Below are 16,460 nucleotides of genomic sequence, written 5' to 3' on the forward strand. Positions count from 1 at the left end.
TTATGCTAATTCTCCCGTTCAATTTCCCGGTTCATCTCCTCAATATCCACCGGCTGTGAATCATCGCCCAGCAAATACCTGCAGAAATAATCAGCCATTTTCCAGTAGAAATATTCCGTCATGTTTCCATAGCCATGACGCTGACCCGGCAGTACCACTAATTCAAAACGCTTGTTGGCTTTAATCAAAGCATTCGCCATACGAAGTGTATTAGCCGGATGCACATTGTTATCAATATCACCATGACTCAGCATTAAACGACCTTTGAGGTTTTTTGCCAGCTCAGAATTCTTTTCAATGGCATAGATAAAACTGGTATCACCTTTATCACTCACCTGTTCTTTTACACCATGATGTTTTTCACTCCACCATCTGTTGTAAATATTGTTTTCATGATTACCGGCACTGCTCACTGCTACTTTAAAAAAGTCAGGATATACCAGCAAGGCAGCGGTGCTCATAAAACCACCACCGCTATGACCATGAATACCTACTTTGTTTACATCAATAAATGAGTAACGATAACTCAGTTGCTCAATGGCAGCTTTTTTATCAGCTAAGCCGTAATCACGCAAATTACCATAGCCATAATTGTGATACCATTTGCTGCGTGATGGATGTCCACCCCTGTTGCCCACTGTAATTACTACAAATCCCAATTGTGCCAAACGGTCAATACGGTCCATGCCTCTTCCAAAAGCTTTGTTTACTGATTCTGTTTGTGGCCCGGGATATACATAGGTGATGATGGGATACTTTTTAGTACTGTCAAAGTTGAATGGCTTGTACATCACACCATACAAATCAGTAATGCCATCAGCAGCTTTTACTTTAAAGGGTTCGGGAAATTTATAGCCTGCTTCCATCAATCCACTCATATCTGTTTTTTCCAATTCCATAATTACCTTACCGGTATTATCCTGCAATACAGATACAGGTGCAGTATTCACCCGGGAAAAAGTAGTTACAAAAAAGCGACTGTTATCATCCATGCTGGCAGCATTTTCATACTCAGCTCGGGTTAATAATTTTAAACCGCTGCCATCAAAGTTTACACGATAGAGATTTAAGTAATAAGGATCCAGGTTGGGTTCTCTGCCATTGGCAGTAAAATAAAGCACTCTGTTTTTGGCATCAATGCTTTCAATATCCTCACAATGAAACGCACCACTCGTAATTTGATTTTTCAAATTGCCTTTTTCATCATACAAATAAAAATGGGCCCAGCCATCACGCTCACTCCATTGAATCAATTCTTTTCCGCCGTTTACCAATCCTAAACGTCTTGTTTCAATATAAGTATTCATGCGCTCTTCAATCACATTCACTGCTGTATCACCTGCTATATTTACTTCACAGATATCAATACGTTTTAAATCACGGCTTGTGATGTTGAGATAAAATTTATCATTGGTTCCCAGCCAAATGGAAGCACGGTTTTCATCATCCCTGTTTTTTTGCAATGGTGGTGCCGGCCACAATCCTACTTCCTGATCTTTAAATCTTGACAGGCGAATTTTTTTGTTGGTCTTTGCTTCAAAGTTGAATACATACAACTCACGCACAGGTGCTTCTTTTTCACCGGGCATTTGATATTTATAGGTCTCTAAAGTGGGGCGTGGATCAGCAATGTTATTGATCACCCAGAGGTCTTTTACTTTTCTGTTGTCGGAACGTACAATGCTGAAATACTTACCATCCGGCGACCAAAGAACGAAAGCTGGCTTACGTTTATCCTTGTTGCGTTCTTTTTCTACATTGGTTTCATTACCACCGCCGCCATAACTGTAGTTCTCAACACCATCCGTTGTAAGTTGATGTTCTACGATGGTACTGTCTTCTTCTTTGATTTGTGCTTTACGATAATTAGCACTATCCATCCAGTACAGGTTGTGCTTTTTTGAAAAGATGATATATCGTTGATCAGGTGAAAAAGAAGCCCAGCTCATTCTGTCTTTTGGCTTTTGAAAATCTTTCAGCTCCGTTAATACACCGCTGATGAGATTGTATTCAAAATAAAATACTTTCTTCTCAGGCTTGGCTGCCGGAGCACCTGCTGCTTTCTTGGTGGTATCTTTTTTTACTTCATCCACAGTACTCTTGATTTCAAACTGAATACTGTTTTCATCTTTGATGAACTTGAGTTTTTCAATAGGCAGATGCTGTGCATCAAAAGGATCCTTCACAATCTTCGTAATCTCTGCTGCAAGCCTGGCATTGTCAAATAATTTTTGTTTTGAGCCTTTCACAGCATCCACGATATACCAAAACTTACCTTCACGGGTTTCATACACATACCAAAACCGATCACTCAGTTTTAACCAATGCGGATCCACATTGGTGCTGAACAACATCTTGCTTACCTTATCCGGTGAAAAACGACCGGCTAATGCATAATTGCCTTTTTGCTGTGCTGTAACTGAAAATGATAATAGCACCAACAGTGCTGAAAGAGTTTTTCTCATGCTTCAATGTTTTTATACAATCTGATTCAGGGAATTGAACTTACCGCTTAAAGATAAGGAGTGCTATATAACACTAAAGAAAATGTGGAGGATTTACAGGAACGGCAGAAAAACAAAAATCCCCCTGTTTGCACAGAGGGACTATTATATTGCAAGAATCTGTTTCTTATCTGAAGTGAGCAAAAGCCTTGTTTGCTTCAGCCATACGGTGTGTATCTTCTTTCTTTTTGAAAGCACCACCTTCACCTTTACTTGCTGCTACAATTTCATTCGCTAATTTATCGGCCATGCTGCGACCATTACGCTCACGGCTGTAACGAATCAACCATTTCATGCTCAAAGAAAGCTTACGCTCTGCACGAACCTCGGTAGGAATCTGGAAAGTAGCACCACCAATACGACGGCTGCGTACTTCTACAGCAGGCGTTACATTAACGATGGCTTTTTTCCAAACTTCATATCCATTTTCACCTGTTTGCTTGGCCACTTTTTCTACTGCATCGTAGAAGATAGTGAAAGCAGTGCTTTTCTTGCCCTGCCACATCAGGTTGTTTACAAAACGGCTCACCATCACATCGTTAAACTTTGGATCCGGAGCCAGCGCAATCTTTTTAGGTTTCGACTTCCTCATTTATTTACTTTTTATCACCCCTACCGGGGGTTGGGGTTATTTTTTAGCTTTTTCTTTCTTTGTTCCGTATTTAGAACGGCTCTTCTTGCGGTCTTTTACACCGGCAGTATCCAAAGAACCACGAACAATATGGTAACGAACACCGGGAAGATCTTTTACACGACCGCCACGTACCAATACGATTGAGTGCTCCTGGAGGTTATGACCTTCTCCGGGGATATAGGCAATCACCTCTACTTTATTGGTTAAACGAACCTTAGCTACTTTACGAAGCGCTGAGTTTGGTTTTTTAGGCGTGGTAGTGTACACACGGGTACATACACCACGGCGGAACGGGCAGCTATCCAACGCACGGGATTTACTCTTAGCCCTGATGATTTCTCTTCCTTTTCTTACTAATTGCTGAATTGTAGGCATTCGTGACCTTTTAATTTTTGGACGGCAAAGGTAGGAGCTTCACAGAAAATAACAAAAACTTTCACCTATTTTCTCTTGTTTTTTAATAGGCGGGCATCAAAATAATAGCAACAGAATCTTCTGATTGGTACAATTTTTTATACAATCAGTTAGTTTTACACAAATATCAGAAGAACCAACTCTGTTTTATGAAATTATCCGCCTCTGCAAACATTTTTTCGTCACCTACCAGGCGGATTTTCCTTTTTTCCCTGTTTTTATTTACATCAGTTCTGGCTTTCGGTCAATTGCCCGTACCTGCTTTTACAGCCACCCCCCTCTCCGGCTGCTCGCCATTACTGGTAAATTTTACGGATCAATCCACCGGCGCCATTTCCTGGCAATGGGATCTGGGGAACGGTGTTACTTCTAATCAACAGAACCCTTCTACAATTTATACCAACCCCGGAACTTATACGGTTATCCTTACCGTAACCAATGCCAACGGTTCCCAAACGCTTACAAAAACAAATTATATAACCGTCAGCAATCCCCCGGTTCCTGACTTTTCTGTAAATAACAATTCCGGATGTTTTCCGCTCCGTACCCAGTTCAGCGATTTAAGTGCTCCCGGCTCCGGCACTATTGTGTCCTGGTCCTGGTCCTTTGGCGACGGGAACACTTCTACTTTACAAAATCCGCAACACACCTATTTTAACAGCGGTAATTATGCCGTTTCGCTCACCGTAGTAAACAGTGCCGGTTGCAGCAGAACGATTGTAAGACCCAACTACATCAGCGTTTCGCCGGGTGTAAGGGCTGATTTTAATTTTTCAACACCGGTCAACTGCCGGCCTCCGGAAACAATCAATTTCCAGAATCTGAGTTCCGGCCCCGGTACCATCACCTATCAGTGGAATTTTGGTGATGGAGGTACCGCTACGGCTACAAATCCATCTCACAACTATCTTACGTCGGGACCTTTTACAGTTACACTTATTGCCACCAGTTCGCAGGGATGTATTGACACATTGGTAAGAACAAATGCGGTTCAGTTAAACAACCTGCAAACCGTTATTAATGCACCCGATACCGCCTGTGCCAATGAACAGATTCTTTTTCAAAATCAATCTACCCCGCCGCCCATCAGTTCTGTGTGGACATTTGGAGATGCCACTTCATCTACCCTCATCAACCCGGTAAAGACTTATACCACACCCGGAACCTATGTTGTGAGATTGGTGAACACCTATACCGGGTGTGTTGATTCAACAACCCATACCATCGTCATCAATCCCAAACCGGTTGCCCGTTTTACCAGCCCCGATTCTATTTCCTGCCGGGTACCCCATACGGTTACGTTTGTTGACCAATCAACAGGAGCTATCAGTTGGAACTGGGATTTTGGTGATGGGGGCAGTTCCACCCTTCAGAATCCCACACACACTTATAATGCATTGGGTGATTATACCGTTCGGTTAATTGTTACCAATACGCAGGGCTGTACTGATACACTCATCAAAACAGCATTCGTAAAACTGCAAAGCCCGGTTTTTAACCCAATTATTTCACCAAGAGAAGGTTGCCGGCTTCTTGCTGTAAACTTTGCGGCCAATTCAACAGCGGTTGATTCGATTGCCTCCTGGTTCTGGGATTTTGGAAACGGCAACACTTCTACTCTTCAAAACCCCGGCAATGTGTATGACTCAGGAACCTACACTGTTAAACTAAGAGTTACTACCCGTCTCGGTTGTCTGGATTCTATACTAATTCCTGCTGCTGTAAGAGTTGGTACAAGACCTTCTGCCAATTTTAATGCACTTCCGTTAACGGTTTGTGCTTTTGCACCTGTACAGTTTAATGATCTCTCAACAGGTAACCCGAATGAATGGGTATGGAATTTTGGTGATGGAAATACATCCACCCTTCAAAACCCAACACATAGTTTCCAGGATACCGGGCGTTTTACCATCAGGCTTACTGTATTTAACAACCGTTGCCCTGATAGTATAACCAGGCTTGCGTACATTAGAGTGTTGCCCCCAATTGCCCGTTTTAACAACGGCGTAAACTGTACTGTAAATAAACAGCAGGTTACGTTTACTGATCTTTCTACAGGTGCTACTTCCTGGCTGTGGAATTTTGGCGATGGCAATACTTCCACTTTACAAAACCCGGTACACACTTATGCTACTCTTGGCAGTTATACAGTAACACTAACTGTATTTAACGGAGCTTGCTCTCACAGTATCACCAGGACCATCCGTTTGCTGGATGCGGTTCCTGACTTTACATCTGATAAAAGAGTAGCCTGCAGAAAATATGAACCGATTCAGTTCTTTAATAACTCTACTGAAATTCCCAACATTGTATCCTACCTCTGGAATTTTGGCGATGGTAATACATCAACGCTTGAAAACCCTGTACACACTTATACAAATTCAGGAAACTATAATGTTACGCTCACTGTAACCGATATCAATACCTGTGTTACCAGTGTTACAAAGAACAATTACATCCGCATCAACGGTCCTACAGCGGGTTTTATAGTACCAAGACCTGAAAACTGTATCAACACCGATATTTCATTTACTAATACAGCCACAGGAGATGGTGTGAATCCGCTTACCAGTGTATTGTGGAATATGACCCCCACTGATGTAATCAACAGCAATGCTAATCCTTTTGTGTATCGTTATACAACTGAAGGGTTCTATGCCATTTCACAATGGGTTACAGATGCTGCCGGATGTGTGGATACCTTCCGTTTTACTTCTGTACAAATACTCAACCCAAGAGCTGCGTACTTATCCGACACACTCTCCTGCCCCGGTGCAGTTATCAACTTTACCAATCAATCAACCGGTGGTTCCGGTTTGCATAGTTATAACTGGTTGTTCAGCGATGGATTCACCAGCACTGCAACTAATACCAGTCATGCATTTGCTGCAACCGGCAATTACACCGTTACACTTTTTATTACGGAACCCATCGGCTGCCGGGATTCAGTAACCAAAACAATCCGTGTTAATAATCCTGCTGCTGCATTTATAGTAAATGACAGCGCCAGTATCTGTCAACCGTTTGAAGCAGGTTTTACCAGCACCAGTACGTTTGTAAATGCATGGAACTGGAATTTTGGCGATGGCAATACCTCTACTGCTGCTAACCCAACGAATTTTTATGTGGTGCCCGGTCAATACAGGGTGAGGCTTATTGTAACTTCTCCGGGTGGCTGTACAGATAGTGCTTTTAAAAATATGATCATGGCAAGAGACACGGGCACTCTTACTTACAATCCGCTTAGTGGTTGTGCTCCGCTTACTATGAATCTGCAAACAAGAACAGATATCCCCTTAGAATATACCTGGGATTATGGTGATGGCACCACCCTTACAACAACCGATTCTAACCGAACGCATATTTACCAGGCAGGCTTTTATGTACCAAAAGTTGTTATCAGAGACAGACTTGGTTGTACCGGTATCATTAACGGAATTGATACAGTAAAAGCATTTGGTTCCCGACCCAATTTCGGGGCTGATCTGTTTTTGTTTTGTGACAGCGGAACCGTGCAGTTTTCTGATTCAACCATTACTGCAGATGCAATCACCGGCTATCTATGGAACTTTGGCGATGGTAATACATCTACTGCTGTTAACCCTGCACATCGTTATACTACAACAGGAACTTTTGATGTTACATTAACAGTCACAACTCTTTCAGGTTGTACCAATAGTATTACCAAGACCGCACTTATAAAAGTGGTGGCCTCACCGGTTGCATCTATAACAGGAGCAGTGAGTAGTTGTATCCCCGCCAGTTTTCAGTTACGTGGCAATTGGTTGAATCCTGATACCTCTGCCATTACCTGGCGATGGAATATTGATGGGCAGATTTTCAATGTTCAGAATCCACCGGCAATTAACCGCACAACAGCTGATACTGTTTTTATTGAATTAATTCTTACAAACAGTTCCGGCTGCAGAGATACCGTTACTGATATTGCCATTGCACGCCCCTTGCCCAATGTATTTGCCGGAAATGACACTACTATTTGCCGGGGAAGTTTTGCAACACTCAATCCTTCAGGAGGAGCTTCTTACACATGGTCTCCGGCTACCAACCTGAGTTGTACCAATTGTGCAAGCCCGCAAGCAAGTCCTGTTAACACAATTCAATACACCGTAACCGGTACATCACCGTTTGGATGCAGTAGCCGTGACAGTGTGATTGTACGTGTAAAGCAGCCATTTACAATTACAGCATCTCCCGGTGATACCATTTGCATTGGAGATTCCTATCGTATGCAGGTAAGTGGTGCAGAATTATATACATGGTCGCCGCCATCACAACTTACAAGTACGAATACACCTTCTACTATTGCAACACCAACAGCAACAACTGTGTATCAGGTAATTGGTTCAGATAGTTTAAACTGTTTTCGTGATACTGCATTTGTACCGGTTGTGGTTTACAATTATCCAACAATTGGTTTAAGAGATACCACCATGCGTGCAGGTGATACCATCCTGCTCAACCCTCGTGCTTCAGCTGATGTAACTAATTTTACATGGCTCACGAATTATAATCTTTCCTGCACCAATTGTATCACACCATTTGCCTGGCCGGAGCGTACTACCTCTTACAGAGTTCGTGCTGTTAATGCAGGAGGATGTGAAATCAACCGTTTTATTAAAGTAACTGTTACCTGCAGTAAAGAAAACATTTTTGTTCCCAATGCCTTTACGCCTGATGCCAATGGCAGAAATGACCGTTTCACTATTTTAGGCAGAGGGTTGCAATTAATTGTATTCCTCCGGATTTATAACCGTTGGGGGAACCTTGTTTTTGAAAAAACATATTTTGATGCCAATAATCCTTTGCTGGGATGGGATGGAAAAATAAATGGTGTGGAAGCAGCACCCGGTCTGTACACTTATGCCGCACAGGTTATTTGTGGTGAAGGAGGAATCATTCCGGTGAATGGCTCAGTCATCTTAATACGGTAATACTTTAAAATAAAAAACGGCTCTTACGAGCCGTTTTCAGTTAATGTTGTTAAATGCGATACAACCACTCGTAGTCATCAGCTTCTTTGCCTTCACGGATAGCAGTAAGTCTGCGTTTCACTTCTGTAGAAATGGCAAAGTTTTCCGTATCAAAAAACATTTGAAAATCTTTATACCTTAATTCTTTAATGGTAGAAATAGTGGCTGCGGTACCGGTTCCGAAAACTTCTTTAAGATTACCGGCTTTATAAGCATCAATCACTTCATCAATACTGATGGCTCTTTCTTCTACTTTCAATCCCTGTTCGGCCAGCAATTTCATAACGCTGTCTCTTGTAACACCTGCAAGAATGGTTCCTTCATTTAAATCAGGAGTGATTGCGGTGTTACCTATAATTACAAAACCATTCATCACACCGAATTCCTGCAGGTATTTGTGATGCAGGGCATCTGTCCACAACACCTGGTCATATCCTTTTGCTTTTGCTTCTACTGTAGCTTTCATTGCTCCGGCATAGTTACCGGCAGCTTTTGCATAACCAACACCACCGGGCACAGCACGTACATATTGCTCCTCTACATAAATACGCATGGGTGCTGTATAATAAGGTCCGGTTGGACTCAGGATGACCATGAACTTATATTTTTCACTGGGGCGCACACCAATTACTTCATCCGTTGCAAACATAAACGGACGGATATAGAGTGAATGATCTTTACGGGAAGGGATCCAGCTTTTATCAAGCTCAATCAATTTGCGCATGCCTTCCATAAAAATTTCTTCAGGCACCTGCGGCATCTGCATACGCTCTGCCGAAATATTAAAACGCTTATAATTATCATGCGGACGGAAGATAAAAGCATCTCCGTTTTCATGTTTAAATGCTTTGATGCCTTCAAAAATACTTTGACCATAATGCCAGGCTGCATTGGAAGGCGCAATCAATAAAGGTTGATAAGGTTTGATTTCAACATTCTTCCATTCTCCGTTTTCATAATCCGCTTCCAGCATATGATCTGAAAAGTATTTACCGAAGGGAATATTCTCCAGGTTCAGATCTTTTAATTTACTGGTCTCTGCCTTGGTAATGGTTATCTCTGCCGTAGTCATCATACTTCGTTATTTTTGGCAAAGAAACGAAAATACTACCAACTGTTAACTATGTAATTTATAAACGGATGGAACTGAACGGACTTGCATTTTCACATACACAATTGGCCGAGCTGTATAAAGACAAGCTGGTGGTAACAGAACCAATGAGTGAACCCGCAGCGGCTAAACCTGCCATTGCTGCTGAACCGGTAATGAAAGCGAAGTCTAAACCTTCCATCAACATCAAAGGCAAAAACAAGAAAGGGATTCTTTGGGTTGTAGATGAACCCGGCCAGGCCTTTTTAGATGATGCTGATTTTGAATTTCTATCCCAGATACTTACGGCTTGTAAAATGAATATGGATGATATTGCATTGGTGAACCTGGCGCATAACACTCATTCTATTCATGAAATAACTGATGCATTAAAACCATCTGTAGTACTGCTTTGCGGCATTGAATACCAGTCATTGCCATTTAAACTGGATGAATATATTATTTATCCGCATGCTAAAAAGCAATATTTCCTGAGCGACCGCTTAGAGGACCTTAGAAACGATAAAGCCAAAAAAACTAAACTATGGCTGGCACTGAAAGCCATTTTTTCCCTCTGATATGCACCCACTCATTTTAGCTACATCCAATCCAAACAAAGCAAGGGAGATTCAATCTCTTTTGCCCGGCTATTTTGAAGTAATTACTTTAAAGGAAGCCGGTATTGAACAGGAGATTCCGGAGCCTTTTTTTACACTCGAAGAAAATTCCCGTCATAAAGCATTCACTATCTACTCACTTACCGGTAAAGATTGTTTTGCAGAAGATACAGGGCTTGAAACGGAAGTTCTGAAAGGCGCACCGGGTGTGCATAGTGCCCGCTTTGCCGGAGAGCCCCGTAATGATCTGCGTAATATGGAGAAATTACTCAACGAACTGAACGGAGAAACAAACAGAAAGGCACAGTTCAGAACGGTAATGACATTAGTGCTGAACGGAGAAACGCATTTATTTGAAGGAATCTGTAAGGGGCAAATCACTTTGAGCCCCAGAGGTACCGAAGGGTTTGGATATGACCCCGTATTTGTTCCTGAAGGCAGTACACTTACATTTGCTGAAATGGGTCTGGAAGAGAAAAACCGTTTCAGCCACCGGAAAAAAGCACTTTTCAAGATGATAGATTATCTTCAAAAAACAATTACTCCTTAAAAAGATCATGTTAAGCAACCAATCAATAGAAGATGCCGACTTAATCAGGGATTGCCTTGCCGGTGAGCGGCGTGCTCAAAAACAGTTGTATGATAAGTATGCCGCTAAAATGTATGCCGTTTGCATCCGTTACATGGGCAATGGTGATGATGCCAGCGATATTTTACAGGACGGATTTATAAAGGTTTACAAAAACCTTGACAAGTTCCGGGGCGAAGGAAGTTTTGAGGGTTGGCTGCGCCGCATATTTGCCAACACCGCCATTGAACAACTCCGTAAAAAGAAACTCAACTTTTCAACTGCTGATAAAGAAGAACAGATTGAGTTTAAAGCTCCGGGGGCTGTTGATAATTTAAGTGAAAAAGATTTACTCAAGATTGTAAGTGAACTTTCTCCCGGCTACCGCACTGTATTTAACATGTATGTGATTGAAGGTTATGGGCATAAAGAAATTGCAGAGATCATGAATATTAGCGAAGGCACCAGTAAATCCCAACTGGCAAGAGCCCGGATGATTCTGCAGGAAAAAGTAAAAGCATTGAAATAACAGTATGTACGACGAACAGCTCCAGCAAAAATTATTAGCAGCAGCAGTGCCTGCCCCGGCCGGGGTGTGGGACCAGATTGCTGTATGGCTGGATGAAGCTGCCGCAGACGAACCTTATAAAACCAAACTGAACGCCATTGAAATACTTCCTGCAGATAAGCACTGGAACCGCATTGAACAGGAACTGAACGAGCAAAAAGAAGATGCTGTTCTGGCATCGCTGCTTCAACGGGCAGAAATAACTCCTCCTTCGCTTGAATGGGAACAACTTGAAAACCGGCTGGATGAAGCAGAAAATGAAGTATGGGCAAAACAATTACAACAAGCTACGGTTACACCCCCTGTTGCTGCATGGTCGCATATTGAAGAACAGCTTCCGCAACAAGGCAAGGTAATTTCTATTCAAAGGTCAAACCGTCAATGGTACCGCCTGGCAGCCGCTGCGGTTATTACAGGATTGATTGCATGGGGCGCTTTTCAATTGTTTTCAAATCGTACAAGTACAGATGGTGTCGTTGCAACAGTACCGGCTGTTACCGATCAAAATAAAACAAATCAGGAAGCAACTGTTGAAACACCTGCTCCAATTACAGATGTAAGCTCCTCTCAGCCGTTAGCGGCAAAACAAACAGTTGCCACAGTTGCAAAAAGAAAGAATCGATTTAAAACTATAACCAATGATCAATGGGCTGCTCATGAAGCACCTATTGCTAAAACAAGCAGTTTTACTGAAACAAACTATCTGTTGGTACTGGACGAAAAAGGAGATCTTATCCGAGTATCCAAAAAGCTGAGTACAATGGATTGTGCTAAAAACACAGAAGTTCCTGTGGATGCTGTTACCGCACTGCAATTAAAAGACTGCGAAGACAAAATAAAACGTTTACAGCAACGGATGGCCACTGCCATTTCAGGAATCATCCCCGACCCGGGAATACTTTCTGCAACCACTGAAAAATAAAGACATTAACTGCTATTGATATGAGCCGGATTAAACTGCAGCTGCCTTCAGCATTTTCATTTCAAACCCAAATTCCCATTCGTATTTCTGATATCAATTACGGCAACCATGTTGGCAACGACGCTGTTCTTGGACTTATTCATGAAGCAAGGGTTCAGTTTTTAGCGGCCAAAGGTTTCAGTGAGCTGAATTGCGGAGGCGTAGGATTGATTATGAGCGATGCAGGTATTGAGTTTAAAAAGGAAATTTTTTACGGTGATGTTATTACAGCGTTTGTAACTACTGTTGATTTTACATCCATCGGTTTTGATCTGTATTACAAGCTTGAAACTAATGGCAAAGCAGCTGTACTTGCTAAAACAGGAATGGTTTGTTATGACTATGAAAAAAAGAAATTAGCACAGGTGCCGCAGGAAGTAAGAGAAAAATTAAGTCAATAATTGCTACTTCATCGCTTTTATTTCGTCCAGTAATTTACCGGCATAGCTGCTGTTCATAAGTGCCAGTTCATTGTATTTTTTTACTGCTTCTGCTTTGCTGTTAACACGTACAAAACAAAGACCCAGGTAAAACAAGGTTGTCTCCGCTTTTGGGTTCAGATGGTTGGCAATATTTAAATTGCCGATGGCAACTCCATATTGCTGGGTTGAGTAATAAGAATAACCGATTTCGGCGTAAGCAAGGGCATTAGAGGAATCAGCAAGGATTGCTTTCTGCAAATGAGGAATGGCTTTATCAAATTCCTTTTTCTCATTATAGCACCAGCCAAGATCGCTCAATGCTTTACTGTTTGCGGGGTTTAGCTCTAATACTTTTAATAATACCGGAATAGCTTCCACACACTTGCGTTCTTTTTTCAAAGCCAATGCCTTATTGTACAATTCCGTTTCTGATTGCGCATGTGTATGCAACGCAACTGCTGTAAAAAAAACAAGTAACAGAAATAACTGTTTCATTTGATAAATTTAGATCATAGGTTTCATATGCAGCTTGGTTATGATCAGCAAAATCATTCATTCCAGATGCGCCAGGCTGCTTCTGCCTGCAGCACCAGCATTTCCAACCCGTTTTTAACCGCTGCTCCCTGTTGTTCTGCAGCCGATAAAAAAGCTGTTTTTTCAGGGTTGTACACCAGGTCGTAACAAAGGTGTCGATTACTGATGGCAGCATATGGTAAGGATGGAAGGCTGTTCACATTCGGTTGCATTCCCAGTGGTGTGGTGTTGATAATAAGTGTATGCGCTGCTATTACAGACACATCCAAATCTTCATAACGCAAAGCTCCTGCTGTACCTGCCCTCGAAACTGTTTGTGCCTGAATATTATTTTTTTTCAACACCCATAACACTGCTTTAGCCGCACCTCCGGTACCAAGCACTAATGCTTGGGTATGATGAGTTTTAAGATGGGGTAATAAGGATTGCTCAAAACCGATGACGTCAGTATTAAAACCTGTTAACTCTTCTCTAATAATGCGGATACAGTTACAGGCACCTATTTGCTGTACGGCCGGTGATAGTGATGTGAGATAAGGCAATACCTGCTCTTTATAAGGAATGGTTACATTCAAACCCCGGAGTTGAGGATTTGCTGCTAATACGCCCGGTAATAATTCTATCTGCTCAATGGCAAATAATTCATAGACCGTATCAGCAATTCCTTCTCTCTCAAATTTTTCAGTAAAGTATTTTTTAGAGAACGAGTGCGACAGCGGATAACCTATCAATCCGTAAAGGTTCATTTACTATTTTCCTTTTTATCGAGGAACAGGTGAAAAGTATCGCCCCTTAAACCAATACGCATGGCTTCCAATGCAATTACTTCATGAGGAGCAATATTACCCAGGTTTACATTACAACCGATTAATTCAATAAAGTACAAAGCCTGTGCTTTTTGAGGAGCTTCCCAGATAATTTTCTGCTCCGGAATCTGGGTAAGAATTTCCTGTACAAGGCCTTCACGCACTTCTCCGCTTCCACGGTAAATACCAACGTTTCCGGCTTCTCTTGCTTCTGCAATTACATAGCTGGAACCGGCTTCCAGTTCAGCTTTCATCAGTTCAATCCATTTGTAAGGAGGTATAATATGAGCAGCATCTTTACTTCCCACTTCGCTCAGCACCGTACCGTACTTCGTTAATTTTTCAATATAGCCGCATTTTTCAGCATGAGGAATGGTGATGGAGCCATCACTTACTTCCATCCAGTCAATGCCATAATCTTTACAAACAGCTATATAATCTTCAAACTGGTTGCGGATCAAGAAGGCTTCAAACAGCGTTCCGCCAAAATAAACGGGCAAGCCATAAGATTTATACAACTCAATTTTTTCACGCAGGTTAGGTGTAACAAATGAAGTACCAAAGCCCAGCTTCACTACATCCACATGCGGACCTGAGGCGCTTAAGAAATTCTTTGCTTCTTCCAGGCTCAACCCTTTATCCATCACCATGGTAATTCCAAAGCTGCGGGGTTTTGTAAGCCGATCCGGTATTTGAGATAAATTAAAGTTCATGTATCATTTTTTTGAAACTGCGCAAAAATAAGGAACCACAGATGAACTGCAATTCTTTACAGGATTGATATCCGTCAGCCTTGGCTTTCGGTTCAGATAGACCTGGACTTTTTATACCGGGCAATTATATCCACTACCTGCGGATGCTGCAGCAACTTGGGATTGATGGTGATGAGGTTTTTAATGAGTTTAGGCGCTTTACTCATACCGCTTTCAAGATAGAGCAAACCCTGCTTGGTTTTACCGGTAGCAAAGGCGATGGCAGCACGGTAAAAAATGAAAAGAGGCTTGCCTGCTGTGGCTTCGTAGGCAGCCTGGGCATATTCATCAGCGTGGTCCAGTAAATCCGCCTGCAGCATACAGTCCAGCATGGAACTCCAGCCCTTTACACTTTTAGGGCGAGCTTTTATAACATTGGCAAAATGTTCGATAGCTGTTTCAAACTGTTTTAATTCTACTAAGGCAATGCCCATGGTTAAATTATACTCCGGGTGCATTCGGTTAGCCTTTAAAGCCATGTGCAAATGCTTAATGCCTGTTTCATATTGTGCTTCGTTGATGTAGGTACAGGCTATTTTGTAATGATAACGGGCATCGTCTGCATTAAGATGTGATGCTTTACGGTAATGAAAACGGGCCTGTGCATATTGACCTAACCGATCAAAACAATAACCGATAGCTTCATGAATCACTTCCTCCGGCCGGCTTAATTCCAACACTTTCTCCAGCATTTCAATCGCCTCTTTGTACTTACGCATGCGTATATAAGCATCGCCCATATTACGGTACGCATAATCAAACTTTTCATCAATGGCTATGCAATACATGTAAGCATCAATGGATTTTTCATACAGCTTTAATCCCTGGTAGGCTGCTCCCAGGTTAAACCAGGCCAGTTCACTGTATGGATATTCATTGATGATGTTTTGATGGAGTTTAATAGACTCTTCATTCCTACCTGTAAAATCGGTCCAGAAACAAATTTTATATAAGGCCTCTTCATTCATAGGATCTTCTTCCAGAATCAATTTGAGGCATTCAAACACTTTCTCAAACTCCTCGTAGTCATCGTATACATCGGCCAGTTCAAACAGTAACTCAATACGTTCTTCACCCTGGAACAACTCCAGGGCATCTTCCAGGAGCTGAATGGCTTTTTCCTGTTCATCCAGCGCCAGGTAAGCATCTGTTTTGAGGATGAAGAGATTAATATCCAGGCTGTCCAGTAGTTCAGCTTTTTCAAGCAATTGCAGGGCTGCCCTGTATTGACGTGATGCCAGCAGTAAATCAGCTTTTTTTATGAGCAGTAAAGAAGAGTAAGGATAAATTTCAATGCCCAGTTCCGCCGCCTGTATGGCTGAGGCCAGATCCTCCCGCTCATCAAAGTAATTAATCAACCTTTCAAAACTCTCCTCCTCGATAAATGAATGCGAACGGCCGTTTTTAAGGTTATCAAACTGGCGGAGCAGTTCCCGCATTTCATCATTGTTGGAGCGTGAAGGGTTCTTTTGCATGTGGTAGAGGTTTTCCTAAGATAATCTCATTTCAATAAAAAGTACAACAGCCATGTAACATTTAGTTATCAACATACGTTAATATTATGAGAATAATATGACAGGCGGTTTGTACTGCCGGAAT

At 42.0% G+C, this 16,460-nt stretch carries 14 protein-coding genes; 6 read left to right on the forward strand and 8 right to left on the reverse strand.

Translation table 11 applies throughout. The annotated features are described in order from the left end of the window. Nucleotides 1-5: 5 nt before the first annotated feature. The 3 genes from PDL71_RS13195 to rpsL form a co-directional block, all read right to left on the reverse strand. Nucleotides 6-2,465 (reverse strand): DPP IV N-terminal domain-containing protein, encoded by a 2,460-nt coding sequence (locus PDL71_RS13195; RefSeq protein WP_407521803.1) that lies wholly within the window; start codon nucleotides 2,463-2,465, stop codon nucleotides 6-8. Between the two features lie 166 nt (nucleotides 2,466-2,631). Further along, entirely contained in the window at nucleotides 2,632-3,096 is a 465-nt protein-coding gene (gene rpsG, locus PDL71_RS13200) for a 30S ribosomal protein S7 (protein WP_407521805.1), read from the reverse strand. Nucleotides 3,097-3,132: 36 nt separating this feature from the next. After that, nucleotides 3,133-3,513, reverse strand: a complete 381-nt coding sequence (gene rpsL / locus PDL71_RS13205; RefSeq protein WP_407521807.1) for a 30S ribosomal protein S12 — start codon at nucleotides 3,511-3,513, stop codon at nucleotides 3,133-3,135. A 188-nt stretch (nucleotides 3,514-3,701) separates the two neighbouring features. Here rpsL and PDL71_RS13210 point away from each other — a divergent pair, with 188 nt between their 5' ends. Further along, nucleotides 3,702-8,504, forward strand: coding sequence for a PKD domain-containing protein (locus tag PDL71_RS13210; RefSeq protein WP_407521809.1), 4,803 nt, complete (start codon nucleotides 3,702-3,704; stop codon nucleotides 8,502-8,504). Nucleotides 8,505-8,553: 49 nt separating this feature from the next. On the opposite strand, the gene PDL71_RS13215 is transcribed toward PDL71_RS13210, so the two are convergent. Then, nucleotides 8,554-9,618 (reverse strand): branched-chain amino acid aminotransferase, encoded by a 1,065-nt coding sequence (locus PDL71_RS13215; RefSeq protein ID WP_407521811.1) that lies wholly within the window; start codon nucleotides 9,616-9,618, stop codon nucleotides 8,554-8,556. Nucleotides 9,619-9,683: 65 nt separating this feature from the next. Here PDL71_RS13215 and PDL71_RS13220 point away from each other — a divergent pair, with 65 nt between their 5' ends. From PDL71_RS13220 to PDL71_RS13240, 5 genes are read left to right on the forward strand one after another with little or no spacing between them, the layout of a single operon-like run. Further along, nucleotides 9,684-10,211, forward strand: coding sequence for a hypothetical protein (locus PDL71_RS13220; protein ID WP_407521813.1), 528 nt, complete (start codon nucleotides 9,684-9,686; stop codon nucleotides 10,209-10,211). Between the two features lies 1 nt (nucleotide 10,212). After that, on the forward strand, nucleotides 10,213-10,800 hold the full coding sequence (rdgB, locus tag PDL71_RS13225) for an RdgB/HAM1 family non-canonical purine NTP pyrophosphatase (RefSeq protein ID WP_407521816.1): 588 nt from the start codon (nucleotides 10,213-10,215) through the stop codon (nucleotides 10,798-10,800). Nucleotides 10,801-10,807: 7 nt separating this feature from the next. Further along, complete coding sequence (locus PDL71_RS13230; RefSeq protein WP_407521818.1) at nucleotides 10,808-11,347, forward strand: RNA polymerase sigma factor; 540 nt, start codon at nucleotides 10,808-10,810, stop codon at nucleotides 11,345-11,347. Nucleotides 11,348-11,351: 4 nt separating this feature from the next. Continuing rightward, nucleotides 11,352-12,308, forward strand: a complete 957-nt coding sequence (locus PDL71_RS13235) for a hypothetical protein (RefSeq protein WP_407521820.1) — start codon at nucleotides 11,352-11,354, stop codon at nucleotides 12,306-12,308. Between the two features lie 20 nt (nucleotides 12,309-12,328). Next, a complete protein-coding gene (locus PDL71_RS13240; protein ID WP_407521822.1) occupies nucleotides 12,329-12,748 on the forward strand; it encodes an acyl-CoA thioesterase in 420 nt (139 codons plus the stop codon). 3 nt (nucleotides 12,749-12,751) lie between these two features. On the opposite strand, the gene PDL71_RS13245 is transcribed toward PDL71_RS13240, so the two are convergent. The 4 genes from PDL71_RS13245 to PDL71_RS13260 form a co-directional block, all read right to left on the reverse strand. Next, nucleotides 12,752-13,264, reverse strand: coding sequence for a tetratricopeptide repeat protein (locus PDL71_RS13245; protein ID WP_407521824.1), 513 nt, complete (start codon nucleotides 13,262-13,264; stop codon nucleotides 12,752-12,754). Between the two features lie 53 nt (nucleotides 13,265-13,317). Beyond that, nucleotides 13,318-14,049 (reverse strand): shikimate dehydrogenase family protein, encoded by a 732-nt coding sequence (locus PDL71_RS13250; protein ID WP_407521826.1) that lies wholly within the window; start codon nucleotides 14,047-14,049, stop codon nucleotides 13,318-13,320. Further along, a complete protein-coding gene (locus PDL71_RS13255; protein WP_407521828.1) occupies nucleotides 14,046-14,822 on the reverse strand; it encodes a phosphosulfolactate synthase in 777 nt (258 codons plus the stop codon). The genes PDL71_RS13250 and PDL71_RS13255 overlap by 4 nt, the downstream gene beginning before the upstream one ends. 92 nt (nucleotides 14,823-14,914) lie before the next feature. Then, nucleotides 14,915-16,336 (reverse strand): tetratricopeptide repeat protein, encoded by a 1,422-nt coding sequence (locus PDL71_RS13260; protein ID WP_407521830.1) that lies wholly within the window; start codon nucleotides 16,334-16,336, stop codon nucleotides 14,915-14,917. Nucleotides 16,337-16,460 lie beyond the last annotated feature (124 nt).

The sequence above is a fragment of the Lacibacter sp. MH-610 genome, from assembly GCF_045780045.1.
Lineage (GTDB): Bacteria > Bacteroidota > Bacteroidia > Chitinophagales > Chitinophagaceae > Lacibacter.

Excerpts from the sequence above, each read along its gene's own strand:
- PDL71_RS13195 (WP_407521803.1), bottom strand. The coding sequence starts at position 2,465 with ATGAGAAAAACTCTTTCAGCACTGTTGGTGCTATTATCATTTTCAGTT.
- rpsG (WP_407521805.1), bottom strand. The coding sequence starts at position 3,096 with ATGAGGAAGTCGAAACCTAAAAAGATTGCGCTGGCTCCGGATCCAAAG.
- rpsL (WP_407521807.1), bottom strand. The coding sequence starts at position 3,513 with ATGCCTACAATTCAGCAATTAGTAAGAAAAGGAAGAGAAATCATCAGG.
- PDL71_RS13210 (WP_407521809.1), top strand. The coding sequence starts at position 3,702 with ATGAAATTATCCGCCTCTGCAAACATTTTTTCGTCACCTACCAGGCGG.
- PDL71_RS13215 (WP_407521811.1), bottom strand. The coding sequence starts at position 9,618 with ATGATGACTACGGCAGAGATAACCATTACCAAGGCAGAGACCAGTAAA.
- PDL71_RS13220 (WP_407521813.1), top strand. The coding sequence starts at position 9,684 with ATGGAACTGAACGGACTTGCATTTTCACATACACAATTGGCCGAGCTG.
- rdgB (WP_407521816.1), top strand. The coding sequence starts at position 10,213 with ATGCACCCACTCATTTTAGCTACATCCAATCCAAACAAAGCAAGGGAG.
- PDL71_RS13230 (WP_407521818.1), top strand. The coding sequence starts at position 10,808 with ATGTTAAGCAACCAATCAATAGAAGATGCCGACTTAATCAGGGATTGC.
- PDL71_RS13235 (WP_407521820.1), top strand. The coding sequence starts at position 11,352 with ATGTACGACGAACAGCTCCAGCAAAAATTATTAGCAGCAGCAGTGCCT.
- PDL71_RS13240 (WP_407521822.1), top strand. The coding sequence starts at position 12,329 with ATGAGCCGGATTAAACTGCAGCTGCCTTCAGCATTTTCATTTCAAACC.
- PDL71_RS13245 (WP_407521824.1), bottom strand. The coding sequence starts at position 13,264 with ATGAAACAGTTATTTCTGTTACTTGTTTTTTTTACAGCAGTTGCGTTG.
- PDL71_RS13250 (WP_407521826.1), bottom strand. The coding sequence starts at position 14,049 with ATGAACCTTTACGGATTGATAGGTTATCCGCTGTCGCACTCGTTCTCT.
- PDL71_RS13255 (WP_407521828.1), bottom strand. The coding sequence starts at position 14,822 with ATGAACTTTAATTTATCTCAAATACCGGATCGGCTTACAAAACCCCGC.
- PDL71_RS13260 (WP_407521830.1), bottom strand. The coding sequence starts at position 16,336 with ATGCAAAAGAACCCTTCACGCTCCAACAATGATGAAATGCGGGAACTG.